This window comes from Mycolicibacterium wolinskyi str. Jessa 2025 (genome assembly GCF_049241375.1).
Taxonomy (GTDB): Bacteria; Actinomycetota; Actinomycetes; order Mycobacteriales; family Mycobacteriaceae; genus Mycobacterium; species Mycobacterium wolinskyi.
Genome location: NZ_CP185960.1, coordinates 370,255 through 392,804, shown reverse-complemented (window position 1 = coordinate 392,804; position 22,550 = coordinate 370,255). Strand labels below are relative to the sequence as shown.

At 67.2% G+C, this 22,550-nt stretch carries 24 protein-coding genes and 1 tRNA gene; 10 read left to right on the top strand and 15 right to left on the bottom strand.

What is annotated here, in order from left to right:
* Positions 1 to 16: 16 nt before the first annotated feature.
* Complete coding sequence (locus tag ACOI2T_RS02045; protein ID WP_409502433.1) at positions 17 to 1,372, bottom strand: WS/DGAT/MGAT family O-acyltransferase; 1,356 nt, start codon at positions 1,370 to 1,372, stop codon at positions 17 to 19.
* Between the two features lie 92 nt (positions 1,373 to 1,464).
* On the opposite strand from ACOI2T_RS02045, the gene ACOI2T_RS02040 reads away from it, so the two are divergent.
* Genes ACOI2T_RS02040 through ACOI2T_RS02015 form a run of 6 tightly spaced genes read left to right on the top strand, consistent with a single transcriptional unit; the run spans position 1,465 to position 7,308 of the window.
* Entirely contained in the window at positions 1,465 to 1,875 is a 411-nt protein-coding gene (locus ACOI2T_RS02040; protein WP_409502432.1) for a hypothetical protein, read from the top strand.
* Complete coding sequence (locus ACOI2T_RS02035) at positions 1,835 to 3,628, top strand: peroxidase family protein (protein WP_409502431.1); 1,794 nt, start codon at positions 1,835 to 1,837, stop codon at positions 3,626 to 3,628. Before ACOI2T_RS02040 ends, ACOI2T_RS02035 begins: the two co-directional genes overlap by 41 nt.
* Positions 3,625 to 4,095: a hypothetical protein gene (locus ACOI2T_RS02030; RefSeq protein WP_409502430.1), complete on the top strand. Its 471-nt coding sequence runs from the start codon at positions 3,625 to 3,627 to the stop codon at positions 4,093 to 4,095. Before ACOI2T_RS02035 ends, ACOI2T_RS02030 begins: the two co-directional genes overlap by 4 nt.
* A gap of 5 nt (positions 4,096 to 4,100) precedes the next feature.
* A complete protein-coding gene (locus ACOI2T_RS02025; protein WP_409502429.1) occupies positions 4,101 to 5,450 on the top strand; it encodes a hypothetical protein in 1,350 nt (449 codons plus the stop codon).
* Positions 5,447 to 6,862 (top strand): Dyp-type peroxidase, encoded by a 1,416-nt coding sequence (locus ACOI2T_RS02020; RefSeq protein WP_409502428.1) that lies wholly within the window; start codon positions 5,447 to 5,449, stop codon positions 6,860 to 6,862. The genes ACOI2T_RS02025 and ACOI2T_RS02020 overlap by 4 nt, the downstream gene beginning before the upstream one ends.
* The gene (locus ACOI2T_RS02015) at positions 6,859 to 7,308 is read left to right on the top strand and encodes a DoxX family membrane protein (protein WP_409502427.1); all 450 of its coding nucleotides are present in this window, start codon (positions 6,859 to 6,861) and stop codon (positions 7,306 to 7,308) included. Before ACOI2T_RS02020 ends, ACOI2T_RS02015 begins: the two co-directional genes overlap by 4 nt.
* A gap of 7 nt (positions 7,309 to 7,315) precedes the next feature.
* On the opposite strand, the gene ACOI2T_RS02010 is transcribed toward ACOI2T_RS02015, so the two are convergent.
* The 3 genes from ACOI2T_RS02010 to ACOI2T_RS02000 all read right to left on the bottom strand — a co-directional run bounded on the left by ACOI2T_RS02010 (position 7,316) and on the right by ACOI2T_RS02000 (position 8,479).
* Positions 7,316 to 7,406: transfer RNA gene (locus ACOI2T_RS02010), tRNA-Ser, on the bottom strand.
* A gap of 117 nt (positions 7,407 to 7,523) precedes the next feature.
* Positions 7,524 to 7,976 (bottom strand): nucleoside deaminase, encoded by a 453-nt coding sequence (locus ACOI2T_RS02005; protein ID WP_409502426.1) that lies wholly within the window; start codon positions 7,974 to 7,976, stop codon positions 7,524 to 7,526.
* Positions 7,973 to 8,479 (bottom strand): tRNA adenosine deaminase-associated protein, encoded by a 507-nt coding sequence (locus tag ACOI2T_RS02000; protein ID WP_067851561.1) that lies wholly within the window; start codon positions 8,477 to 8,479, stop codon positions 7,973 to 7,975. The genes ACOI2T_RS02005 and ACOI2T_RS02000 overlap by 4 nt, the downstream gene beginning before the upstream one ends.
* Before the next feature lie 99 nt (positions 8,480 to 8,578).
* Here ACOI2T_RS02000 and ACOI2T_RS01995 point away from each other — a divergent pair, with 99 nt between their 5' ends.
* Positions 8,579 to 9,523: a prephenate dehydrogenase gene (locus ACOI2T_RS01995; RefSeq protein ID WP_409502737.1), complete on the top strand. Its 945-nt coding sequence runs from the start codon at positions 8,579 to 8,581 to the stop codon at positions 9,521 to 9,523.
* Here the strand turns inward: ACOI2T_RS01995 and ACOI2T_RS01990 are convergent.
* Genes ACOI2T_RS01990 through ACOI2T_RS01970 form a run of 5 tightly spaced genes read right to left on the bottom strand, consistent with a single transcriptional unit; the run spans position 9,486 to position 13,604 of the window.
* Positions 9,486 to 10,094 carry a putative glycolipid-binding domain-containing protein gene (locus tag ACOI2T_RS01990; protein ID WP_067851557.1) on the bottom strand — a complete coding sequence of 203 codons (609 nt, stop codon included), beginning with the start codon at positions 10,092 to 10,094 and terminating at the stop codon, positions 9,486 to 9,488. The two genes, ACOI2T_RS01995 and ACOI2T_RS01990, sit on opposite strands and share 38 nt — an antisense overlap.
* Complete coding sequence (locus ACOI2T_RS01985) at positions 10,091 to 10,897, bottom strand: ABC transporter permease (RefSeq protein WP_409502736.1); 807 nt, start codon at positions 10,895 to 10,897, stop codon at positions 10,091 to 10,093. The genes ACOI2T_RS01990 and ACOI2T_RS01985 overlap by 4 nt, the downstream gene beginning before the upstream one ends.
* Positions 10,894 to 11,556: an ABC transporter permease gene (locus tag ACOI2T_RS01980; protein ID WP_409502425.1), complete on the bottom strand. Its 663-nt coding sequence runs from the start codon at positions 11,554 to 11,556 to the stop codon at positions 10,894 to 10,896. The genes ACOI2T_RS01985 and ACOI2T_RS01980 overlap by 4 nt, the downstream gene beginning before the upstream one ends.
* Before the next feature lie 3 nt (positions 11,557 to 11,559).
* Positions 11,560 to 12,666 (bottom strand): ABC transporter ATP-binding protein, encoded by a 1,107-nt coding sequence (locus ACOI2T_RS01975; protein WP_409502424.1) that lies wholly within the window; start codon positions 12,664 to 12,666, stop codon positions 11,560 to 11,562.
* Positions 12,663 to 13,604: an ABC transporter substrate-binding protein gene (locus ACOI2T_RS01970; RefSeq protein ID WP_067851549.1), complete on the bottom strand. Its 942-nt coding sequence runs from the start codon at positions 13,602 to 13,604 to the stop codon at positions 12,663 to 12,665. The genes ACOI2T_RS01975 and ACOI2T_RS01970 overlap by 4 nt, the downstream gene beginning before the upstream one ends.
* Before the next feature lie 116 nt (positions 13,605 to 13,720).
* Here ACOI2T_RS01970 and ACOI2T_RS01965 point away from each other — a divergent pair, with 116 nt between their 5' ends.
* Entirely contained in the window at positions 13,721 to 14,083 is a 363-nt protein-coding gene (locus tag ACOI2T_RS01965) for a LapA family protein (protein WP_067851547.1), read from the top strand.
* A gap of 12 nt (positions 14,084 to 14,095) precedes the next feature.
* Here the strand turns inward: ACOI2T_RS01965 and ACOI2T_RS01960 are convergent, their stop codons facing one another.
* Complete coding sequence (locus tag ACOI2T_RS01960) at positions 14,096 to 15,115, bottom strand: phosphotransferase family protein (protein ID WP_409502423.1); 1,020 nt, start codon at positions 15,113 to 15,115, stop codon at positions 14,096 to 14,098.
* Between the two features lie 3 nt (positions 15,116 to 15,118).
* Positions 15,119 to 15,727 carry a histidine phosphatase family protein gene (locus tag ACOI2T_RS01955; protein ID WP_409502422.1) on the bottom strand — a complete coding sequence of 203 codons (609 nt, stop codon included), beginning with the start codon at positions 15,725 to 15,727 and terminating at the stop codon, positions 15,119 to 15,121.
* 59 nt (positions 15,728 to 15,786) lie between these two features.
* On the opposite strand from ACOI2T_RS01955, the gene ACOI2T_RS01950 reads away from it, so the two are divergent.
* A complete protein-coding gene (locus tag ACOI2T_RS01950; protein ID WP_409502421.1) occupies positions 15,787 to 16,542 on the top strand; it encodes an SDR family NAD(P)-dependent oxidoreductase in 756 nt (251 codons plus the stop codon).
* Here ACOI2T_RS01950 and ACOI2T_RS01945 read toward each other — a convergent pair.
* Complete coding sequence (locus ACOI2T_RS01945; protein WP_409502420.1) at positions 16,539 to 18,416, bottom strand: alkyl/aryl-sulfatase; 1,878 nt, start codon at positions 18,414 to 18,416, stop codon at positions 16,539 to 16,541. The two genes, ACOI2T_RS01950 and ACOI2T_RS01945, sit on opposite strands and share 4 nt — an antisense overlap.
* A gap of 103 nt (positions 18,417 to 18,519) precedes the next feature.
* On the opposite strand from ACOI2T_RS01945, the gene ACOI2T_RS01940 reads away from it, so the two are divergent.
* Positions 18,520 to 19,257: a GntR family transcriptional regulator gene (locus ACOI2T_RS01940; protein ID WP_067851539.1), complete on the top strand. Its 738-nt coding sequence runs from the start codon at positions 18,520 to 18,522 to the stop codon at positions 19,255 to 19,257.
* Here the strand turns inward: ACOI2T_RS01940 and ACOI2T_RS01935 are convergent.
* The 3 genes from ACOI2T_RS01935 to ACOI2T_RS01925 all read right to left on the bottom strand — a co-directional run bounded on the left by ACOI2T_RS01935 (position 19,254) and on the right by ACOI2T_RS01925 (position 22,529).
* A complete protein-coding gene (locus tag ACOI2T_RS01935; RefSeq protein WP_409502419.1) occupies positions 19,254 to 20,579 on the bottom strand; it encodes an MFS transporter in 1,326 nt (441 codons plus the stop codon). The two genes, ACOI2T_RS01940 and ACOI2T_RS01935, sit on opposite strands and share 4 nt — an antisense overlap.
* Positions 20,580 to 20,668: 89 nt before the next feature.
* Positions 20,669 to 21,367: a phosphonatase-like hydrolase gene (locus ACOI2T_RS01930; protein ID WP_409502418.1), complete on the bottom strand. Its 699-nt coding sequence runs from the start codon at positions 21,365 to 21,367 to the stop codon at positions 20,669 to 20,671.
* A 16-nt stretch (positions 21,368 to 21,383) separates the two neighbouring features.
* Entirely contained in the window at positions 21,384 to 22,529 is a 1,146-nt protein-coding gene (locus ACOI2T_RS01925; protein ID WP_409502417.1) for a TIGR03364 family FAD-dependent oxidoreductase, read from the bottom strand.
* Between the last annotated feature and the right edge of the window lie 21 nt (positions 22,530 to 22,550).

Here is a 22,550-nt window from a genome sequence, read left to right as displayed (position 1 = left end):
CCATTACGCCTTTGGGTCACGCACCACTGGCGAGCTCGAGTGCTTTGAGCGAGCTCTCCAGGTGGCTGAGCATGCGCTGCAGGTGCGGAACGCTGCGGCGGCAGCCGACGAGCCCGAAGTCCAGGTTGCCCGCGTTGCTGACCACCGTGATGTTCATGGCCTGGCCGTCCAACGCGATCGACAGCGGATAGTTTCCGTCGAGGCGCGCGCCCCGCCAGTACAACGGCTTACGCGGGCCCGGCACGTTCGAGATCACGATGTTGAACGGCGGCGCCGTCGCACGCGTGAACCCCGGCACGCCGGCCAGTCCCAGCGGCGCGATCATCAGCGCTGACAGCGCGAGGGCCTGTACGCGCGGCAGTTCGGAGAAGATCTTCTTGTTGTCGCGCATCGACTGGCTGATGACCGCGAGCCGGTCGGCGGGATCCTCGCGATCGGTGCCGAGATTGCACAGGATCGTTCCGACCATGTTGCCGCCGGTGTCGGCCTCGCTCTCCGAGCGCAGGCTCACCGGAACCATTGCGACGAGTGGGCGGTCCGGCAGCGCGTCCTGCTCGCTCAAGTAGGCGCGCAGCGCACCGGCACACATCCCGAGCACCACGTCGTTGATCGTGACGCCGGCCGCGGCCTTGACCCGGTGGAACCGCTCGAGCGGCCACGACTGGGCGGCGACGCGGCGCGCGCCGCCGATCTTGACGTTGAACATCGTCTTCGGGGCGCCGAACGGCAGTGTGAGTTGCTGTTCGAGAAGCGCGGCGCGCGCCAGCTTGAACGTCGACGGCGCGAGCCCGACGGCTGAGGACGCCACGTCCGTCACGGTGCGCAGCACCGACGATCCCTGGCGGTCGCGCTTGTGGCGCGGCAGCGTCCACGGCACGCGGAGCTCGGTGTCGTTCGGGTCCTCGGTCAGTGTGCGCTGGATGAGCTTGATGGCCGAGACTCCGTCGATCAGTGCGTGGTGCAGCTTGGTGTACACCGCGAAGCGACCGTCCTGCAGACCCTCGATCAAGTGGGCCTCCCACAGCGGGCGGTGCCGGTCGAGCAGGCCGCCGTGTAAACGCGACGTGAGCTCCAACAGATCACGTACCCGTCCCGGCGACGGCAGCGCCGAGCGGCGCAGGTGGTAGTCGAGATCGACGTCGTTGTCGAAAGCCCAGCCCACGTTTGCGATCCCACCGAGAATCGTCGCCGGATGCTTGCGGAACACCGGCTGGAAGTCGGTGTGGGTGATCATCTCCTCGTACAGTTCGCGCACGAAGGTCGGGCCCGCATCCTGCGGCGGCTCGTACAACGCCAGCCCGCCGACATGGAACGGATGCTCACGCGTTTCGGCGATCAGGAACATCGAATCGGTCGGCGACATGAGCTCCATGCGCCCATTCAACGCGGATCCGGTCCGGGCCGGGCGAAAACAGGTAGCCCACTACTCGTTCGATCATCCGGAAACCGGCGCAGGATCGGCCCATGCTGAGCCCAACGGCCGCACGCAAGACGCTCGCGGTGATCAGGATTCTCAACGGCACGGCGGGGCTGCTGGCCCCGGAGAAGGTGCTGGCCCGGTTGGGCGTCGACACCACCGAGGACCGGTCCGGCATGTACCCGTTCCGGATGTTCGGCATCCGAACCGTTCTCATCGGGCTCGACCTGCTGCTGCTCACCGGCGACGAACTGCGTCGGGCCGAAAAGCTCGCGGTACTCATCCACGCCACCGACACTGTGTCTGCCGCCGTCACCGCAGCCCGCGGCGACCTGCCACGCAAACAGGGCCGGGTGGCCGTCGTCATCTCCGCAATCAACACCGCACTTGCCGTCACCGCTTGGAAAGGAGGCCAGGATGCCATCACTGCTCACGAGGTGGTCCATCAAAGTCAGTGAGGCGGTCGACCGCCGGATCGGTTGGGACAAGCTGCCACCGTGGCTCGGGCTCGGCGCACTCATCGGGATCCGCGACGCGCTGCGCGAGCACAACCTCTACGACTCCTACCAGGGCAAGCCACCGGCGGCGCCGGACCACAAGCCCGCCGAGTACCTGACCGTGCGAACGGTCGACGGCTCCTACAACGACCTGGCCGCGCCGTCGATGGGGATGGCCAACACGCGGTTCGGGCGCAATGTGCCGCTGGACAAGGGACATGCGGAGGCGATGCCGCGGCTGATGGACCCCAACCCGCGCGTCATCAGCAATGAGCTGCTGCGCCGTCACGAGTTCAAACCGGCAGAAACCCTGAATGTCCTTGCGGCGGCCTGGCTGCAGTTCGAGACCCGCGACTGGTTCAGCCACGACACCGACCCCAAGAAGATGATCGAGATCCCGGTGCCCGAGGGCGACACGGAATGGTCCGGGGACACGATCAACATTCCGTCGACGCCTGCCGATCCCGATCCGACGCCGGGGCACACGACGTTCGTCAACACCGAGACCCACTGGTGGGACGCGTCGCAGATCTACGGCAGCAATCCGGAGTTCCAGGCAGCGATCCGCACAGATCGCAACGACGGCAAGGTCCGCATCGACGCCGACGGCTTCATCGAGCTCGACCCGAAGCTGCTCGGGGCGTCCGGCGGTGCGGACGGCTGGTGGCTGGGCCTGGAACTGATGGGCACGATCTTCCTGCGCGAACACAACGCGATCTGCGATCGGTTGAAGGCCGCCTATCCGACGTGGACCGGCGATCAGATCTTCAACAAGGCGCGCATGATCAACGCCGCGCTGATCGCCAAGATCCACACCATCGAATGGACCCCGGCGATCCTCGGCCATCCGACGCTGCAGATCGGGATGCGCGCGAACTGGTTCGGCCTCGCGGGCGAGCGGGTCAAGGAACTGTTCGGCCGGGTGAGCTCGAGCGAGGCGGTCAGTGGCGTCCTCGGATCGGCCACCGACCACCACTCGGCGCCCTATTCCATCACCGAGGACTTCGTCACCGTCTACCGCATGCATCCGCTGGTGCCTGACGATTACGAGTTCCTCAGCTTGTCGGGAGCCGCTGAACCGCAACAGCTTCCATTCGACAGCATCCGCGGTGGTGCGAATTCGCGAGGTGTGCTCAAGAGCGTTGGGGTGGCGAACTGCCTGTACTCGCTCGGCGTCGCACATCCGGGCGCGGTCTCCCTGCACAACAGCCCCAACTTCATGCGCCGCTTCGACCGCACCGACAACCTGGTCATCGACCTGATCTCCACCGATCTCATCCGCTCCCGCGAGCGAGGGGTGCCGCGCTACAACGAGTTTCGCCGGCAGCTGCGGCTCAAGCCGGCCACGTCGTTCGAGGAGATCAGTGGCGGCTGCCTGGAGACGGCGGTGAAGATGCGTGAGATCTACGGTGGTGACATCGAGAAGGTCGACGCCATGGTCGGCATGTTCGGCGAGAAGCTGCCGAAGGGTTTCGGTTTCAGCGACACCGCGTTCCGCATCTTCGTGCTGATGGCGACCCGCCGGCTCAAGAGTGACCGGTTCTTCACGGTCGACTTCACCCCGCGGGTCTACACGCCGGAGGGCATGGCGTGGATCGACGAGAACGACATGTGCTCGGTGCTGATCCGGCACTATCCCGAGCTCGAACCCGTGCTGCGCGGGCAGAAGAATGCGTTCGCGCCGTGGGCGCGCCTGAGCAAGGCCAAGCGATGACAAGCCATGGGCCGGAACTGAACCGGGCGACGCCACTCAACGAGGCGGCGTTGCTCCAGTACAACAACCGCATGCTCGACGCGCTGTTTCGGCAGTCGCCGGCCGGCCCCATACCCGACGGGGACACCCGCGGCACGCTGCTGGCTTGGCCGGGCACGTGGCTGACCAAACCGCTGGCGCTGCTGGTACGGATCATCGTGTGGCAGGGCAAGGTCCTCGACCGTCGCGAGGCCGTGCTCCGCAACAAGGTCACGCCGTTCGGTCTGCGTCTCGTCAAGGCCCGGCTGTCGGTCGCCGACAGCTGGGTCGACGGCGGCGACTGCGTTCTGATCGACTACTCCAAGACCTCGTGGCTCGCCCGGATGGTGCGTGACGAGATCCGGCTGGTGAGCCCCGGCCTCTACCTCGGCGTCGTATGGCTCTGGCGAAAACGCGTCGGGTGGTTCGCCATTCGTTCGACCGGGTGATCACGATGCCGCACCAGGAAGCCTTCACCGTGCTCGCCGAGGTCTCCGGCGGTCGGCTGAGTTCGCTGCGGGAGCTGCTCGGGCGCATCCCCGACCACGTCGAGCGATGGGAGGTCATCCCGTTCGAACGGCTGAGCGGCGTGCACTTCGCGCGGCTCGTGCTGTTCGACCCGACCGAGGATCTCGACGGCACGCCCGTTCCGGCACAGCTCGCGTTGTTGACCGACGTCGACGCGCCGCTCGGCAGGCATATCGACGAGCTGGCCACGGTCTGCGGATCCGGGCTCGACGCGGTGTTCTCACACTGTGTGGGTTATCCGGGTACGGGCTCGGCAGCCGACCGGCGGGCGTTCCTGCGGGCCCACGCCGTCAAGGCCGCCGCGGCTCACATCAACCGCCGGGGCCGCGCACTGGTACAGATCCAGCAGGAAGATCTGCTGCAGCGCGAGATCAACGCGTTCCTGGACGCCAACGACTTCGGCTCGCTCGACCCGGGCAAGATCAAGAGCGCGATCGTCGACTTCGTGCGCGACCGGGACGATCTGGCCTGGGCGCTGCGGCCGGCCTCGCCCCCATCCCTGGCGTGGCGCGCCAAAGAGACTGCCCACCAGTATTTTTGGCTCGCCGCACTCTCGTTGGTGACCGTGCTGTTCTTGCCGCTGGTGATCCTCGGGCTCGGCGTATTCGGGGTGCTGCTGCGCTACCACGAGAAGCGCGACGTGCCCGACACCCGCGCGGCCGCACCCGACGCGGTCCAGAAATTCCGTGACGACGAGGATTTCTGGGCGCACAACCAGATCGTCGCGGTCGGTTTCCTCAAACCGGGACTCTTCCGGCGGCTGACCACCACCGCGATCCTGTTCCTCACCGACTACGCGACCCGCCACATCTACAACCGCGGAACGCTTTCCGGGCTCAACACGATCCATTTCGCGCGGTGGGTGCGGATGAACGACAACCGAGGCCTGTTCTTCTCCAGCAACTACGACGGCAGCCTGGAGAGCTACATGAACGATTTCATCGACAAGGCCTTCTGGGGACTCAACGCGATCTTCAGCAATGGCGACGGCTTCCCGCGCACGCGGTTCCTGTTCTTCGGCGGCATCACCGACGAGAAGGCCTACAAGCGGTTGTTGCCCACCCGCCAGGCCCCGAGCAACGTCTGGTACAGCGCCTACCCGCACCTGACGACCAAGAACATCGCGAACAACGAGGCGATCCGGCAGGGCCTGTCGGAGAAGACCGACGAGGCCGGGACCCGCCGCTGGCTGCGCCGATTCGGTTGCGGCAACGACCTTCCCGAATCCAACTGGGTGGCCAAACGGCTCGACAGCATTCCCTGGGACCGGCTATGACGCTGCAACTCGACGACATTCAGGGCATCATCCTGCACGGCTACGGCGCCTTGGACAACGCGGCCTTCGTGTTGTTGGCGATCGACGATGTCGCGGCCGCCAAGGAATGGCTCACGCGGCTTCCCCTGCGCGACAGCGCGGTTCGGCCCGAGGCCACCGACACGTGCACGAACATCGCCTTCACCCCGGCGGGATTGAAGCGGTTGGGGCTGCCACCCGAGCACGTCGGCATGCTGGCAGGCGAGTTCCGGGAAGGCATGACCGGCACCGAGCATCGCCGCCGCATCCTCGGTGACTACGACGGAAGCTCGCCGTCCCGTTGGCGCTGGGACGGCGGTGGCGTCGATGCGCTCTTGCTGCTCTACGGCCGTGACGCCGGCGCGGTCGCCGACCTCGAAGCCCGTCACGACCTGTCCGGCAACGGGCTGCGCGTCGTCTCACGGCTCGATTCGCTGACCCTGCCGGGACGCAAGGAACACTTCGGTTTTCGCGACGGCATCTCGCAACCATTGGTCGACGGCTACGACGTGGGCGGACCGCCGGGCAACACCGTGGCGGCGGGCGAGTTCGTGCTCGGCTATCCGAATGCCTACGGTCAGTTCACCGACCGGCCGCTCGTCGACCCCGCCTCCGACCCCCGCGGGCTGCTGCCCGAGGCGGCCGACGCCCCCGGCAGGCGCGATTTCGGTAGGGACGGCAGCTACCTCGTCTTCCGTCAGCTCAGACAGGACGTCGCCGGTTTCTGGAACAGCTTGGCCGACAGGTCCGGTGACGCGCTCGACCGGGTGCCCGCGTGCGTCGGGCTGGCGGCCAAGATGGTCGGCCGCTGGCCCAGCGGCGCACCGCTCGTGAAGGCGCCGACCGCCGACGATCCAACGTTGGCGGACGACAACGACTTCATGTACTTCCGGTCCGCGGACCCGGACGGCCTCAAGTGCCCGATCGGCTCACACCTTCGACGGTCGAACCCACGCGACGCGCTCGACCCGTTCCCCGGCTCCGACCGCTCGATCGACGTCGGCAAGCGTCATCGCATCATCCGGCGCGGCCGCGCCTACGGGCCGCCGCTGGCGCCGTCGATGGAGCCCGCCGACCTGATCGCCGCCGCCGACGACAGTGTCGACCGCGGTCTGCACTTCATCTGTTTCAACACCCAACTCGGCAGGCAGTTCGAGTTCATCCAGCACACCTGGGTCAACAGCACCAAGTTCGACGGCAGCTACCGCGAGGACGATCCGATCACCGGCCCGCGCGGCAACGGGCACGGTGAGGCCGGCGGCACCTTCACCGTGCAGCAGGACCCGGTCCGTAAGCGCGTCACCGGACTGCCCCGCTTCGTCCACACGGTCGGCGGCGCGTACTTCTTCATGCCCGGCATCGCGGCCACGCGCTATCTCGCGGCACTGCCATGACCGCGTGGCGGGATTGGGCGCCGCTGCCGCTTCGGGTGTTTCTCGGCGGCGGGCTCATCCTGCACGGCGGCATCAAACTGTTCGTCCCGGGCGGCCACGCCAACATCGCCTACCTCGTCGGGCAACTCGGCGTGCCGTTCGCCGACTTCGTGGGCTGGGTGGTCGGCGTCGTCGAGTTCGGTGGCGGGCTCGGCATCCTGCTCGGCCTTTTCTTCCGCGTCGCGACCATCGTCAACGCGCTCAACGTAGGCGGCCTGCTGGTGCTCGGGTTCATCGCGGGCGGCATCCCCGAGCCACTGCCGGGCGGCGATCCGCTGCCCGAGTTCCGGGAGGCACTCCTGATCCTCGCGGGCGTGCTGAGCCTGCTGCTGAGCGGACCCGGGCGGTTTGCGGTGGACACGAAGTTGGGCGGCCACAAAAAACTCCTCACCAGTGAAAACCGGTGAGGAGTTATGGCGGTGGCGGAGGGATTTGAACCCTCGGACGGGGGTTACCCGTCACACGCTTTCGAGGCGTGCTCCTTAGGCCGCTCGGACACGCCACCGTGTGGCAGCTTACCGGGCGAGCCGCGTAGGCCCTAATCGGCGAGTGTGAAGAAGATGGCGAAGATCGGCGCGAAACTCGCAAACATGTTCACACTCGGCGCCGAGGATCCACGCGATCAGCGCTGACGCGCGAAAAACTCCTCGAGCAGGCCCGCGCATTCGTCGGCCAACACCCCGCCGACGACCTCGGGCCGGTGGTTGAGCCTGCGGTCGCGGACCACGTCCCACAGCGAGCCGACGGCCCCGGTCTTGGGTTCCCACGCCCCGAACACGACGCGCGCCACGCGGGCCAACACCAATGCGCCCGCGCACATCGTGCATGGTTCGACGGTCACGGCCAGCGTGGTGCCTTCGAGCCGCCAGCCGTCGCCGAGGACGACGGCCGCGGCCCGCATCGCGACCATCTCGGCGTGTGCGGTCGGATCGCCGAGCAGCTCGCGCGCATTGCCCGCCCTGGCGAGCTCGGTGCCGTCGGGTGCGAACACCACCGCACCGATCGGCACGTCACGCGGGCCCGCCGATCGGGCGGCGTCGAGCGCGGCACGGATCAGCTGTTCATCGGACCTCACCGATTGAGGCGGTCCAGCACGGCCGACAGCTCGTCGGCGAAACCCATCTCGCGGGCGATTCGGCCGATCTGTTCGTCGGCATAGAGGTCGGTTTCGTCGAGGATGACGCTGAGCACCGCGTCGGGCAGGCCGATGTCGGACAGCAGCCCGAGATCGCCTTCCTCGAATGGCTCGGCGTCGTCGAGGTCGTCCGGTTCGATGTCGGCGTCGAGTTTCTCCAGGACCTCGGCGGCGATGTCGTAGTCCAACGCGGCCGTGGCGTCCGACAGCAGCAGCCGGGTTCCGGCGGGCGCGGGCCGCACGATCACGAAGAACTCGTCATCGATGTCGAGCAGCCCGAACACCGCGCCGGCACTGCGCATCTCGCGCAATTCGGTCTCGGCCACGCTCAAACTGTTGAGCGCGCCTCGGCGCATGGGCATACACCGCCACTTGCCGTCCTCTCGGACAACTGCCACGCCGAAGCCGTCGGGCAGGTCTGCCGGCGCGCGCTGTGCTCCCATGAGCGCCTACGGTAGTCGCCGACCAGCGAGTTTGACCAGGGATCACCCTCGGCCCCGGCCGGAGCGATGTGCCAACCTTTAATCGTGACGAACACTCCCGTGTGCGTGCTGGGGCTCGGACTGATCGGCGGCTCGGTGATGCGTGCCGCCGCGGCGGCCGGGCGGGAGGTCTTCGGCTACAACCGCTCGATCGAGGCCGTGCAGGCCGCCCGGTTCGACGGCTTCGATGTCACCGAGCACCTCGGCGAAGCCCTCGACCGGGCCGCAGGCAGTGATGCGCTGATCGTGTTGGCGGTCCCGATGCCCGCCCTGCCGATCCTGCTGGGCCACATCCGCGAAGCCGCCCCGGACTGCCCGCTGACCGATGTGACCAGCGTCAAAGGCGCGGTACTGCGTGAGGTCGCGCAGTACGGGCTGCTGGACCGCTTCGTGGGCGGCCATCCGATGGCCGGGACCGCGCACTCGGGCTGGGCGGCGGGAAATGCGGGTCTGTTCATCGGCGCCCCGTGGGTCGTCAGCGTCGACGACCATGTCGACGCGCAGGTGTGGACGCTCGTGACGCAGTTGGCGCTCGACTGCCAGGCCGTGGTGGTGCCGGCCCGCTCCGATGAACACGACGCCGCCGCCGCGGCCATCTCACACCTGCCGCATCTGTTCGCCGAGACCCTGGCCGACATCGCCGGTGAGGTGCCGCTGGCGTTCGCGTTGGCCGCCGGATCCTTCCGGGACGGCACGCGCGTCGCGGCGACCGCACCGGACCTCGTGCGGGCGATGTGCGAGGCCAATGCCGGGCAGCTGCTGCCTGCCTTGGAGCAGGGCATCGAACTGCTGACCCGCGCCAGGGATGCCTTGGCGAGCAGCGGCTCGGTCGCCGAACTGATCGAGAAGGGCCACGCCGCGCGCATGCGCTACGACAGCTTCAGCCGCCCGGAGATCATCACGACGGTCGTGGGCACCGAGAACTGGCGCGAAGAACTCGCTGCCGCCGGACGGGCCGGCGGCGTGATCAGATCCGCTCTGCCAGTCCTGGGTAGTCAACGATGAAGCCGTCGGAGTCGACGGTGATGGTCGTCTCGGCCACCGGCGAGTGCAGCTTGATGCCGGCTTCGAGATCCGCTCCCGCGCTGCTGTAGCTGATGGTCGCGGTTTCGACCGTGAGCTCGGGCAGCCGCACGTACGCCACCGGCAGGGTGACCGAATCGGCCCGCTGATGCAGGCCCATCCGCCGGATCGGCAACGCGTTGAAGAACGGGCTGAAGATGACGTCGACATCGACCGCGCCGCCGTAGTCGGACCGCTTGGTCTGGGTGTGATCCTGCACCAGCCACATGCTCTCCTCGTCACGTGCGATGGAGAGCTGGCGTTCCCGCTCGGCGAGGGTGACGGTGAGCGAAAGCCGCTTGGTGGCGCCGCTCTCGTCGGTGACCAGGTCGTAGGACGCCGAGAACGCCGGGTGAGACGTGGTGGCGGCGGCCACGATGCGGCCGTAGGCCTTGATGCGGTTACCCGACAGCTGCACGCGTACCGATTCCATCCTCGGCACGTCGTGCGCCCGCCAGGTCAACACCGCCGGCCAGGCACTTTCCGTCTCGCTGGTGCGCGCCTCTTCACTCACCCTTCTACCGTATGCGACGGGGGTCTGCCTTCGTAGCCGACTCCGGAACTCCCGCCCGACCGGGCCGGAGAGCGCGATTCCAGCGCGATCTCGTCGTCGAGCAACGGCTGCGGCAGCCGGCCCCCTCCGGCACGCCAGGACCGCAATCGCCCGGTGCCCGGCACCGACAGCCACACCGCGAAAGCCAGCGCGGCGTCGAGGATCAGCGCAAGCGCCGTCACCATGAGCGCACCGACGAGCGCGATGTGGAACTGCCGGACCTTGATCCCGTCGATGAGGTAGCGGCCAAGCCCGCCGAGGCTCGCATAGGCGGCGACCGTCGCGGTCGCCACGATCTGCAGCGTCGAGGTCCGCAACCCGCCCAGGATCAACGGCATCGCGTTGGGCACCTCGACGCGCAGCAGCACGCGGCTCTCGGTCATCCCCATCGACCGTGCCGCGTCGACGACCGAGCGGTCCACGTTGGCGATGCCGGCGTAGGTGCCTGCCAGCAGCGGCGGGATGCCCAGCAGCATGAGCGCGACCGTGGGCGGCACCAGCCCGAGGCCCCACAACAGCACGCCGAGCAGCAGCACACCGAGCGTCGGCAGGGCACGCAACGCGTTCACCCCGGTGACGACGAGGAACGTGCCGCGTCCGGTGTGTCCGATGAGCATTCCGACGGGCACCGCGACCAGGACGGAGAACAGCACCGCGACGACCGTGTACTGCAGATGCTCGACGATGCGGACGCCGAGCCCGGCCGGGCCCGTCCAGTTCGCGGCGGTGAAGATGAACGTGAGCGCCTGCTGCAGGAAGTTCATGCGGCCGCCTCCGCCTTCGACGCGCGCGGTTGCCGGGTCCATGGCGTGATCGCCTTGCCGATCAACATGATCAGCGTGTCGATGACGATCGCCAGCACGAAGATCGCGATGATCCCGGCGATGATCTGATCGCTCTTGTTGGACTGATAGCCCTCGGTGAACCAGGTCCCGAGCCCGCCGATCCCGATCACCGAGCCGACCGACACCATCGAGATGTTGGTCACCGCGACGACCCGCACCCCGGCCACCAGGACGGGAATCGCCAGTGGCAGTTCGACTTTCAGCATCCGGACCAGTGGGCGGTAACCGATGGCGGTCGCCGCGTCGCGCACGTGCTCGGGCACCGCATCGAGCGCCTCCGGTACCGCGCGCACCAGCAGGGCGGTGGTGTAGAGGGTCAGCGCCACAATGACATTCGCCTCGTCGAGGATCCGGGTCGGGATGATGAGCGGCAGCACCACGAACAGCGCGAGCGACGGGATGGTGAAGATGATGCTCGCGGTGACGGTGGTCAGCCGGCGCAGCGTGGTGGTGCGCTGGACCAATGCGCCGAGCGGGACGGCGATCAACAGACCCAGCACGATCGGCACGAGCGACAGCCGCAGGTGGATCACCGTCAACGCCCACAGGTCGTCGAGGTGGGCCAGCAGATACTGCATGCGCTATCCCAGCTCCGGCACGCGGCGCTGTTCCTTGAGCGCCTCGAGCACGTCGTCGGCACGAACCCCGCCGATGAGCCTGCCGTCGTCGTCGACGGCCACCCCCAGCCCGCTCGGCGACGACAACGCGGAGTCGAGAGCCTGTCGCAGGCTGCCGTCCGGCGGGAAGAACGAACCGCCGCCGATGGTGCAGTCGTAGAGCACGTTGCCCTTGCGGTGCACCTCGACGCCCTCGGCGTTAATCCACGCGTACGGCGCACCGGACTTGATGACGAGCCGCCACTCGCCCGGATTCAGGTTGAGTGCGTCGATGTCGTTCTCGTCGACGTGCGCGATCTCGTGCAGCGGCAGCCCGGTGGCGTGGAAGAACTGCAGCCCGCGGTATCCCCGGTCGGCCCCGACGAATCCCGATACGAGTTCGTTGGCCGGGTTCGACAGGACGAAGGCGGGATCGGCGTATTGCAGGAGCACGCCGCCGCGGCCGAACACCGCGACTTTGTCGCCCAGCTTGACCGCCTCATCGATGTCGTGCGTGACGAACACGATCGTCTTGCGCAATTCGCTTTGCAGACGCAGGATTTCGGTCTGCAGGTCCTCACGGACGACGGGATCGACGGCGCTGAACGGCTCATCCATGAGCAGGATCGGCGGGTCGGCTGCCAGCGCACGGGCCACCCCGACGCGCTGCTGCTGACCGCCCGACAGCTGCGCCGGATACCGATCGGCCAGCTTGGGGTCGAGGCCGACGCGCTCCATCACGCCGATCGCGGCTTTGCGTGCGCTGCGCCGGGATTCGCCCTTCAGCACCGGCACCGTCGCGACGTTGTCGACGACCCGCAGGTGCGGCATGAGCCCTGCGCTCTGGATGACGTAGCCGATGCCGAGCCGCAGCCTCACCGGATCGACCTTGGTGACGTCCTCACCGTTGACGGTCAGCGTGCCCGACGTCGGGTCGATCATCCGGTTGATCATCCGCATCGAGGTGGTCTTGCCGCAGCCCGACGGTCCGACGAACACCGTCAGCGTGCCCTGCGGCACCTCGAGGCTGAGGTTGTCGACGGCCACCGTGCCGTCCGGATAGCGCTTGGTGACGCCTTCGAATGTGATCACTTCACCACCGGCTTGTCGAATCCGTTGTCCTGAACCCACTTCCGGGCCGCCTCGTCGGGATCGACGCCCTGGTTGCCCTCGACCGCGGTGTTCAATTCGATCAGGGCCTCGGTGGTGAGCTTGGCCGACACCGCGTCGAGCACGGTCTTCAGATCGTTGGACATCTTCTGCGAGGCCACCAGCGGAACGACATTGGCGGCAAGGAAGGTGTTCTTCGGATCCTCGAGCACCACCAGGCGGTGCTGCTCGATCGCCGGCGACGTGCTGAAGATGTTGGCGGCCGTGATCGCGCCGCTGTTCAGCGCCTGCACAGTGGCGGGCCCGCCGCCGTCGCTGATCGCGACGAAATTGGCCGGCGCGATGTCGAGGCCGTATTTGTCCTTCAGGCCGACGAGACCGGTGACCCGGGTCTGGAACTCCGACGGCGCGCCGACTTTCACCTCGGCCGAGTGCTTCGCGAGGTCGTCGATGGTCTTGAGGTTCCAGCGCTGCGCGGTCGCCTCGGTGACCGCGAGGGTGTCCTTGTCCTCGGCGGGCGACGGATACAGGATCGACAGGTCACCGGGCAGCGCCTTCAGTAACCCGATCAGCACCGCGTCGGGGGTGGTCGCGGTGGTCTCCTCGTCGAAGTACTGCAGCAGGTTGCCCGTGTACTCGGGGATGAGATCGATCGAATGATCCTGCACGGCAGGCACGTAGGTTTCCCGGCTGCCGATACCGAACTGCCTGCTGATCTGAAAGCCGTTGGCTTCCAGCGCCTGGGCGTAGATCTCGGCGATGATCTTGGACTCCGGGAAGTCCGCGGACCCGACGGTGATTTCCTTGAGATCACCCGATATCGGCCCGCCGCCGAGTGGATTGGAGCTGCCGCAGGCCGACGCGAATGGCACCAGCAGGGCGAGCAGGAATGCGAGTAGTGCCAGTGATCGGTGCCGCATGCACACGTCCTTTCGGCGTCACGAGCCTTTGTCGACCCTAACGGCACACCCGACATGCCGCCGCGCTTTACCTCATGGTGGTTTGCTTTGGCACCGATACGGGCAAAGATGGCAGCATGACCAGCGATCAGTCAGCATCGCCCGATTTGCCCGAGCCGATGCCCGGCTCGCCGCTCCCGCCGGAGACCGGCAAGCCGACGAAACCCGAAGCCCAACCCAAGTTCACCCGCGCCGCAGCGCTGTGGTCAGCGCTGATCATGGGTTTCTTGGTGTTGATCGTCCTGCTGATCTTCATCGCGCAGAACACCACATCGGCCGAGTTCGCGTTCCTCGGCTGGCACTGGACCCTGCCGTTGGGCGTGGCCATCCTCGGCGCCGCGGTGGCCGGTGGGTTGCTCACCGTCGCCGCGGGCACCGCGCGGATCTTCCAGCTGCGCCGGGCCGCGAAGAAGAACCTCAAGGCCGCCCTGCGCAGCTGACGCTCGTGCCGATCAGCCGAGCGCGCTCAGACCTGCGGCGATGAGCGGTGCCACGGCCTCGCCGACCTGCTCCGGCCCGTCGGCGCCTTCGCGACGGCGGAAATCGATCCCGGCCGCGATGATCGCAAGCTTGAAATAGGCCAGCGCCATGTAGAAATCCCAGTGCGCGAGTTCCTGCCCGGACTGCACCGAGTAGAGCTGTGCCATGTCCTCGGCCGACGGCAGCTTCGACGAGGTCCAGGCGGCGTCGGAGTGGACGAACTCGAACATCGGGCTGCGGTAGACGCACATGAGGGCGGCGTCGCTGAGCGGATCGCCCAGCGTCGACATCTCCCAGTCCAGCACCGCACGGACTTTCGTGGCGTCCTCGGCGTCGAGAACGGTGTTGTCGATGCGATAGTCGCCGTGCACGATCGAGCTGCGGCTCTGCGGGGGAACCGCCTGCCCCAGCGCCGCATGGAGCCGGTGGACGTCGTCGTCGCGCGCGTCGTCGGGCAGCCTGACGTGCTCCCACTGCGATCCCCAACGCCGGACCTGACGCTCCAGATAGCCGTCGGGCTTGCCGAAGTCGGCGAGACCGACCGCGGCCGGGTCGACCGCGTGCAGGTCGGCGAGGACCTTGATGAGCGCATCGACACAGCCGTCGATCACGGCCTGATCGCCGAGTGCGGCGAGCTCGTCCTGGGTGCGGACGACTCGTCCACCGACGTGCTCGACCATCTGGAACGGTGCGCCCAGCACCGAGTCGTCGTTGCGCATCGTGACCGCGCGGGCCACCGGAACCGGCGTATCGGCCAGCGCCGCGACCACCCGGTACTCGCGCGCCATGTCGTGTGCCGACGGGGTCAGCCCATGCAGCGGCGGGCGCCGCAGAACCCATTTCGAAGCGTCGTCGAACACCAGGAAGGTGAGGTTGGAGCGGCCGCCGGCGATGAGCTCGGCATGCAGTTCACCCGTGCGGGATATGCCCTCGGCCCGGAGGTGGCGGTCCAGCGCGGCGAGGTCGAGGCCTTCCAGTGAAGTCACGGTCATTGTCTACCACCGGACATTTCTGGGCAGCAGGTCCCATACGTGTTCCGTGCCGTTCACCGACGCCACCGCCAGCTTTCCGGAGCGTGACGCCAGCAACCGCGTGACCGACGCGTAGTCGACGTGAAAGGACAGCAGACGCTCGGTGTCCAGGATCTCGTGCAGAAGCACGTTGATCACCCCGCCGTGGCTGAACACCGCCACGGTGTCGTCGTGGTCGCCCGCGGCCACGAGGTCGGCGACCGCCGCGTTGATCCGCGCCTTGAACGCACCCTCGTCGACCCCGCTGGGCAGGTGCCCGTTGACCAATCGGGCGAGCTCCTCGGGATTCTCCTTGGCGATGTCCTCGATCGGCACGTAGTGCGACATGTCGCGGTCGTACTCGGCGAGTCGGTCGTCGGTCTCCACCGAAAGCCCCAACGCGGCCGCGACCGGGTCCGCGGTCTGGATGGCGCGGCGCTGCGGGCTGCTCACGACGCGCGAGACGGGGAACCGGGCCAGCGCTGCCGGCAGGCGGCCGGCCTGTTCGGCACCGGCCTCGGACAGCACGGGATCGGATCCTTGACCGGGTTCGCTGCGCAACGGCAGCGCATGTCGGACCAGAAGCAGTTGCACCGTGACACCATATGGCCGCAGGAGCACCGGCCCGAGCCGGGCCGGAGAAAGGTGAGGTTATGGGCTACGCCGACGAATTGTTCGACCTCACCGACAAAGTCGTGCTGGTGACGGGAGGCAGCCGCGGCCTCGGCCGGGAGATGGCGATGGCGGCCGCGCGGTGCGGGGCCGACGTGATCGTCGCGAGCCGCAACATGGAGTCGTGCGTGCTGGCCGCCGAGGAGATCGCCGCCGCGACGGGCCGGCGCGCATTTGCCTATCAGGTGCACGTCGGACGCTGGGATGAGCTCGACGGCCTGGTCGACGCCGCCTATGACCGATTCGGCAAGGTCGACGTGCTGGTGAACAACGCCGGGATGTCGCCGCTGTACGAGTCACTCGGATCGGTCACCGAGAAGCTGTTCGACGCGGTGTTCAACCTCAATCTCAAAGGGCCGTTCCGGTTGTCGGCGTTGATCGGTGAACGCATGGTGACCGACGGCGGCGGCTCGATCATCAACGTCAGTTCATCCGGATCGCTGCGACCAGACCAGTACATGCTGCCGTATGCGGCCGCCAAGGCCGGGTTGAACACGCTGACCGAGGGGCTCGCGAAGGCCTACGGCCCCACGGTCCGAGTCAACACGTTGATGGCAGGCCCGTTCCTCACCGATGTCAGCAAGGCGTGGGACATGACCGGCGAACCCTTCGGGCATCTGGCGTTGCAGCGGGCCGGCGACCCGGCCGAGATCGTCGGCGCGGCACTGTTTTTGATGTCTGACGCGTCGAGCTTCACCACCGGCTCGATCCTGCGCGCCGATGGCGGCCTGCCCTAGGGTGTGACGATGTCGAAGTTGGGGTCGGGTCGATCGAGTACGGCGACGACCGAAGCCAACGCCGAAGCGTCGCCCACGATCTCCAGCCCCGCCGAGTCGCTGTCACCGCCGATGAGCGTGAGCAACCGCAGCTTGTCGGCCAGCCGGACCGTCGCGGTGGCCGTCGATTCGTCAGCCGCGACCTTGCGGTACACCAGCACCCCGTTCCGCAAGGTCACGCGATAGTTGTCGCCGGTGTCGGCGAACGTGAAATCGAGCGCGACGTCGAGATCCCACGCCCGCGGCCCGTTGATGCTGATCGCGATGGTGTCGAACATCTGCTCCGGCGAGAGCTGCGCGAGCATGGTCGGTGACGCGACTTTGCCTGCGGTACCGAACTTTCCGTCCCGCAACTCGGTGGCCCCGGACAGGAAGAAGTTGCGCCACGTCGCGTTCTCGGCGCCGTACGCGAGCTGCTCCAGGGTGTCGGCGTAGAGCGCACGCGCGGCCAGATGGTCGGCGTCGGTGAACATGGCGTGGTCGAGGAGGGTTGCTGCCCAACGGAAATCGCCCTCCCCGAAGGCGCGTTGCGCAAGTTCGACGACGCGATCGATACCGCCCATCGCGGCGACGTAGCGAGGCCCGAGCGCTTCGGGCGGATGCGGCCACAACCGGCCCGGGTTGCCGTCGAACCAGCCCATGTAGCGCTGGTAGATGGCTTTCACGTTGTGGTTGACCGAGCCGTAATACCCGTGGGTGTGCCAGACCTTCTCGAGCGCGGGCGGCAGCTGGAACTGCTCGGCGATCTCGACGCCGGTGAAACCCTGGTTGAGCAGCCGCAATGTCTGGTCGTGCAGATAGGAATACAGATCGCGTTGCAGCGAAAGGTATTCGACGATGCGTTCGCGGCCCCATGTCGGCCAGTGGTGCGAGGCGAACACGACGTCCGCGCGGTCGGCGAACGTGTCGATGGCCTCGGTCAGGTAGCCCGCCCAGGCGTGCGGGTCGCGCACCAGCGCGCCGCGCAGCGTCAGCAGATTGTGCAGGTTGTGCGTCGCGTTCTCGGCCATACACAACGCGCGGTATCCCGGGAAGTAGAAGTGCATCTCGGCGGGCGCCTCGGTGCCGGGCGCCATCTGGAATTCGATCTCGACTCCGTCGATGGTGTGCTTCTCACCGGTGCGGCGGATGTCGAGCGTCGGCACGATCATCGACACCTCGCCGGTGGACATGTTCTGCCCGAGCCCGCAACCGACCTGCCCCTGCGGACCGCGATCGAGAAGCGGGCCGTACATGTAGGAGCCCCGGCGCAGCATCGCGGTGCCTGCATAGACGTTCTCCTGCACCGCGTGCTCGACAAATCCTTCCGGGGCCAGCACCGCGACCTTGCCTGCCTCGACGTCTGCCTGCGACGTGACGCCGAGGACACCACCGAAATGGTCGCCGTGACTGTGCGTGTAGATCACGGCGACGACAGGACGCTCGCCGCGGTGCTCCCGATAGAGCTTCAGTGCCGCGCCGGCCACCTCGGTCGAGATCAGCGGGTCGATGACGATCAGACCGGTGTCGCCCTCGACGAAGCTGATGTTCGAGATGTCGAACCCACGCACCTGATAGATGCCCTCGACCACCTCGTACAGCCCCTGTTTGGCGCACAGCTGCGACTGTCGCCACAGGCTCGGGTGCACCGAAGTTGGGGCGTCCCCGGCCAGGAACGCGTACGCGTCGTTGTCCCACACGACCTGGCCGTCGGCGGATGTGACGACGCACGGGTCGAGCGCGGTGATGAAGCCCCGGTCGGCATTCTCGAAATCACCGGTGTCGTCGAATGGCAGGGCCTGAAGGTGGTCGCGGTGCGCGGACTCGATGGTTGCGGTGGGTGGCTTCTGCTCCATGCCTACGAGCCTGCCACTGCCGCGCTGGGCCGGCTTTCGATTCGAGCTGACTACTATGCGTAGTGAACTTGTCATGACAACCGGCCGGGAGGGTGATACGGGGATGACCTCGTCCACTTCGCAGCCGCGTCACATCCACGTCGCCGGTGAGCTACGTCAACGCATCATGCGGCGGGACTACGCCATCGGTCAGTCGCTGCCGGCCGAGAGCGCGCTGTGCGCCGAGTTCGGGGTATCGCGGGGCCCGGTACGGCAAGCCCTAGCCACGTTGAAAAACGAAGGCCTGATCCAACTCTCGCAGGGCAAGCCGGCCGTCGTGCGAAGCCACGACGCCACGCAGACCCTCGACACCTTCACACCGTTCACCCAGTGGGCGCGACGCAACGGCCGGACGGCGGGCAGCCGGACGCTCGAAGTGGCGCGGCGCCGGGTGTCCGAGCCGGCGATGGTCGCGCTGGACCTGAACGCCGACGATTTCGTGGTCGACGTCGTACGCGTCCGCCTGCTCGACGGTGAACCGGCGATGATCGAGCGCAGCACCTTCATCGACTCCGTTGGTTCGTTGTTGTTCGAGTTCGACACCGATTCCGGTTCTATGACCGACTATCTCGCGAGCCGTGGCGTCTACTTCGACTCGATGGAGCATGTCCTCGACGCAGTCGCGGCTGCCCGGGTCGACGCCGAGAATCTCGGTATCGACCCGGGCAGTCCGCTGTTGCGCGAGCGCCGCACCTCACGGGATCAGGACGGGCGGGTGTTCGAGTACGCCGACGATCGGTACCGACCGGATCTGGTCGCGTTCAGCATCGTCAACGCCCGAACCATCGACGCCCGCTCCTAATCGGCGGCAGGCATCCGGTTCCAGTGCGGGATGAGCAGCAGCATCGCGACGAATGCGGCTGCTGCGAAACCGTAGAACAGCGCCGAGGTGCTCAGGTATCCCGGAAGCAGGCCGCCGAGAATCGCACCGGTGGAGCCGCATCCGTTGATCAGGCCGCTCGCGGTGCCGGCGTGCTTGGAGGTTCCGAAGTCGACCGCCGCGACACACGAGATCATCGCGTCGGCGCCGTAGATGCTCAGCCCGATGACGCCCAGCACCGCCGTCATGATCCACGCGTTGCCGGTCGCGGTCAGCGGTGCGAACAACGCGAGCACCGCCACGAGCACCGCGAGGCTCAGCACGCACGCCGGGATACGGCGCGCCTTGAACACCCGGTCGGAGACGCGGCCGAGCAGGATCGGGGCCAGGATGCCTGCCACGCCGAACGCCACCGGGATGGTGACCGCCTGGAACTTGTCGCCGTCCTGCAGTCGCTCCGCCACGATCACCGGACCCCACAGCAGAATCGCGTAGCGGGCCGGTTTGAGCAGAAAGTACGACGCACCAAGGGTTCTCACCATGCGATCGCGCAGCACGACCGCAAGCGATTCCCGCCAGGACGGCGTCGGCTCGGCGACGGCCTCCGCCACCGGTGAATCGTCGAGCTTCGCGATCTCTTCCTTGGCGTGGTACTCCTCGATCGGCGGCAGGCCGACATCCTGCGGCCGGTTGCGCTGGAACAGCAGCACCACGACGAATACGCCGACCACGATGGCCGCACCGGTGAAGAACGCCGCCCGCCAGCTGCCGAACACCGTGTAGGCGGCCCAACCCAGCAGCGGTGCGGCGACCAGGCCGCCGAACGCGTAGTTGGTGCTCCACAGGCCGAGAACCCGGCCCCGCTCCCCGATCGAGAAGAACTGGGCCATGTTGTTGAGCGTCCCGGACCATCCGGTCGACTGGGCCAACCCTTGCACGATCATCAGCGGGAGCAGGAACACCAGCGCGGGCAGCAGGCCCATGAACAGGGTCGCGATCGCCGAGATCGCCAGCCCGCCGAGGACGACCACGCGTGGGCCGTACCGGTCGGACACCTGCCCCCAGACGAACTGGCCCACGGCGTAGGCCGCCAGATAGGCCGCGTCGAGATTGGCCATCGTGCTCTTGGTGAGAGTCATGCTCAGTACCGGATCCTCCAGGATCCCGAGCTTGGCCACCGAGAAGGCCTGACGGGTGAAATAGAAACCGGCATATGCGATCCAGGTGACGGCGAATATCTGGAAGCGCCAGCGCTCATAGCGTCGGATGGGGGTTTGGGCCTTGAATGTCGTTGCGTGGGACATGAAATGCACCTTTGATAGGTGTGATGCAAATGCTGCGCTGGCGCGACAGCGGCAGGTTCCTCAGGCGAGAACGGAAGGCTGGGAAGCGATCAGCGCAGGGTTGCGAGCAATGACGGCAAGTCGGCAACGCTGTCGATGATGTGGGTGGCTCCGGCGTCGGCGAGCTGGCCCGTGTCGTGTGCACCGGTGAGGACGCCGATCGAGGCGCGGGCGCCGGCACGCAGACCGCTGATGACATCCGACGAGGTGTCACCGAGGACGACCATCGAACGCACCGAATCGGTTTCGGTGCGCATCAGCGCGGTCAACGGCATGTCGGGGTACGGACGGCCACGCATGCCGGGCTCGGGGCACAGCACGAGGTCGGCGAGATCGTGCCAGCCCAGCGCGTCGATGATCGCCGTCTGGGTCTCCCGGGCGAAGCCCGTCGTCAGTGCGGTCTTGATTCCGCGGGACCGCAACGAGGTGATCGCGTCTTCGGCGCCGGGGATGGCGCTGCAGTTGCCCTCGGCGACGAGCTGGCTGTAACAGCGTTCGAATTCCTTATTGGCGGCCTGCGCCTGCTCCTCGTTACCGCGGGCGAGGTGACGGAAGACGACGATCTTCGATTGCCCCATGGTGTCGGAGACGTAGCGCAGCATCTCCTCGCGGTCGGCATCGGTCTTCGATAGGCCCGCGTGGCTGTCGGCGGCCAGGAAGGACTGCTGGACCAGGCCCGAATCCTCGACGGTGGTTCCCGCCATGTCGAAGACGACGAGGCTGATCGGCTCATTGGTGTTGGTACTCATCGGTTTTCCTCTCGGGTTAAACGTGTGCGACGACGCCGTCGCGGGTGAGTGCGTTCTCGACGCTGTCCTGGGCCAGGCCCATGCTCGTGGTCATGCCGATCCCGGTGGTGACGGTCACGACATGGGTCCGCTCGATCGGCTCCTCGATCAGGAACTCCTGGCCGGGTGCCGAGCTGTAGACGCCCTGCCATCGCTCGCTGATCTCGATGTCGTTGACTCCGAAGAGTTTCCGCGCTTCCTCGACGAGCACGGCGAACCCTTCCTCCGATTGGAACGGCGATGTGGAGACGTCGCGGTAGTGGGTGTCGCCGATCAGCAGCGATCCGTCGGGTTGTGGCGTGTACATCTGGTGGAGATCGATCGCGACGTAGTCGGGGTGTTCGGCGCGCAGCCGCTCGGCGAGCGCCGCGGTGGATGGCAGGTTCTCGAAACCCGAGTAGCGCACCAGGGACCACCCGGTGAAGAGCGGGGCGGGAAGCGCGAAGGCCAGCGGCAGCCGGGCGCGCAGCATGTGCAGGCGGCAGCGCAACAGGCCGTCGCGCTCGGCCAGCGCCGGGAAGAGCCGGTCGATGTCGTAGTTCACGGTGACAAAGGTGGTTCCGCCACGCAGGGGGCCGCGTGAGGTGTGGACGACTCCGTGTGCGAAGCCCGTTGCTGCCGTGCGCCAATAGAAGTCGACGCCCACCGAGGACAGCCAGCGTGCGATCGACGGCGCGGCCGTGCGCGGGTCGACCTGCAGGTCGTTGGGCAGATACATACCGCCAGTGACGTTCGCCGCGCGGACCGGGATCCGGTCGAGGATCTGCTCGCGGTCCAGCAGGATGACTTCACCCGCGGGCCGCGTGGTCGCGAACTCGTTCATCACGGCGAGTTCGTCGTCGTGGCGGGCCACGCAGAAGGTGCCGGCCTCGGCCGACCAGAACCCGGCCTGGCGCGACAGGTTCAGCCAGTGGCTCCGGCCCTTGCGGGCATACGTGAGCGCGACGCCCGATTGTGCGGTGATGCAGGCGTGGCCGAAGTTCTGCACGGAGGCGCCGACGACGCCGTCGGCGTGGTCGATGACGGCAACCGTGAACCCGCGCTGGTGTGCGTGATACGCGTGCGCGAGGCCCACGATGCCGGCGCCGACCACGACGACGTCGTAGTGCTGTTGATTTCCCATGCGGACACTGTGGTCCACGCC

What these genes read in the sequence shown, in the direction of transcription:
- ACOI2T_RS02045 (WP_409502433.1), bottom strand. Translation starts at nt 1,372, where the DNA reads ATGGAGCTCATGTCGCCGACCGATTCGATGTTCCTGATCGCCGAAACG.
- ACOI2T_RS02040 (WP_409502432.1), top strand. Translation starts at nt 1,465, where the DNA reads ATGCTGAGCCCAACGGCCGCACGCAAGACGCTCGCGGTGATCAGGATT.
- ACOI2T_RS02035 (WP_409502431.1), top strand. Translation starts at nt 1,835, where the DNA reads ATGCCATCACTGCTCACGAGGTGGTCCATCAAAGTCAGTGAGGCGGTC.
- ACOI2T_RS02030 (WP_409502430.1), top strand. Translation starts at nt 3,625, where the DNA reads ATGACAAGCCATGGGCCGGAACTGAACCGGGCGACGCCACTCAACGAG.
- ACOI2T_RS02025 (WP_409502429.1), top strand. Translation starts at nt 4,101, where the DNA reads ATGCCGCACCAGGAAGCCTTCACCGTGCTCGCCGAGGTCTCCGGCGGT.
- ACOI2T_RS02020 (WP_409502428.1), top strand. Translation starts at nt 5,447, where the DNA reads ATGACGCTGCAACTCGACGACATTCAGGGCATCATCCTGCACGGCTAC.
- ACOI2T_RS02015 (WP_409502427.1), top strand. Translation starts at nt 6,859, where the DNA reads ATGACCGCGTGGCGGGATTGGGCGCCGCTGCCGCTTCGGGTGTTTCTC.
- ACOI2T_RS02000 (WP_067851561.1), bottom strand. Translation starts at nt 8,479, where the DNA reads ATGGGAGCACAGCGCGCGCCGGCAGACCTGCCCGACGGCTTCGGCGTG.
- ACOI2T_RS01985 (WP_409502736.1), bottom strand. Translation starts at nt 10,897, where the DNA reads ATGAACTTCCTGCAGCAGGCGCTCACGTTCATCTTCACCGCCGCGAAC.
- ACOI2T_RS01980 (WP_409502425.1), bottom strand. Translation starts at nt 11,556, where the DNA reads ATGCAGTATCTGCTGGCCCACCTCGACGACCTGTGGGCGTTGACGGTG.
- ACOI2T_RS01970 (WP_067851549.1), bottom strand. Translation starts at nt 13,604, where the DNA reads ATGCGGCACCGATCACTGGCACTACTCGCATTCCTGCTCGCCCTGCTG.
- ACOI2T_RS01965 (WP_067851547.1), top strand. Translation starts at nt 13,721, where the DNA reads ATGACCAGCGATCAGTCAGCATCGCCCGATTTGCCCGAGCCGATGCCC.
- ACOI2T_RS01960 (WP_409502423.1), bottom strand. Translation starts at nt 15,115, where the DNA reads ATGACCGTGACTTCACTGGAAGGCCTCGACCTCGCCGCGCTGGACCGC.
- ACOI2T_RS01950 (WP_409502421.1), top strand. Translation starts at nt 15,787, where the DNA reads ATGGGCTACGCCGACGAATTGTTCGACCTCACCGACAAAGTCGTGCTG.
- ACOI2T_RS01945 (WP_409502420.1), bottom strand. Translation starts at nt 18,416, where the DNA reads ATGGAGCAGAAGCCACCCACCGCAACCATCGAGTCCGCGCACCGCGAC.
- ACOI2T_RS01940 (WP_067851539.1), top strand. Translation starts at nt 18,520, where the DNA reads ATGACCTCGTCCACTTCGCAGCCGCGTCACATCCACGTCGCCGGTGAG.
- ACOI2T_RS01935 (WP_409502419.1), bottom strand. Translation starts at nt 20,579, where the DNA reads ATGTCCCACGCAACGACATTCAAGGCCCAAACCCCCATCCGACGCTAT.
- ACOI2T_RS01930 (WP_409502418.1), bottom strand. Translation starts at nt 21,367, where the DNA reads ATGAGTACCAACACCAATGAGCCGATCAGCCTCGTCGTCTTCGACATG.
- ACOI2T_RS01925 (WP_409502417.1), bottom strand. Translation starts at nt 22,529, where the DNA reads ATGGGAAATCAACAGCACTACGACGTCGTCGTGGTCGGCGCCGGCATC.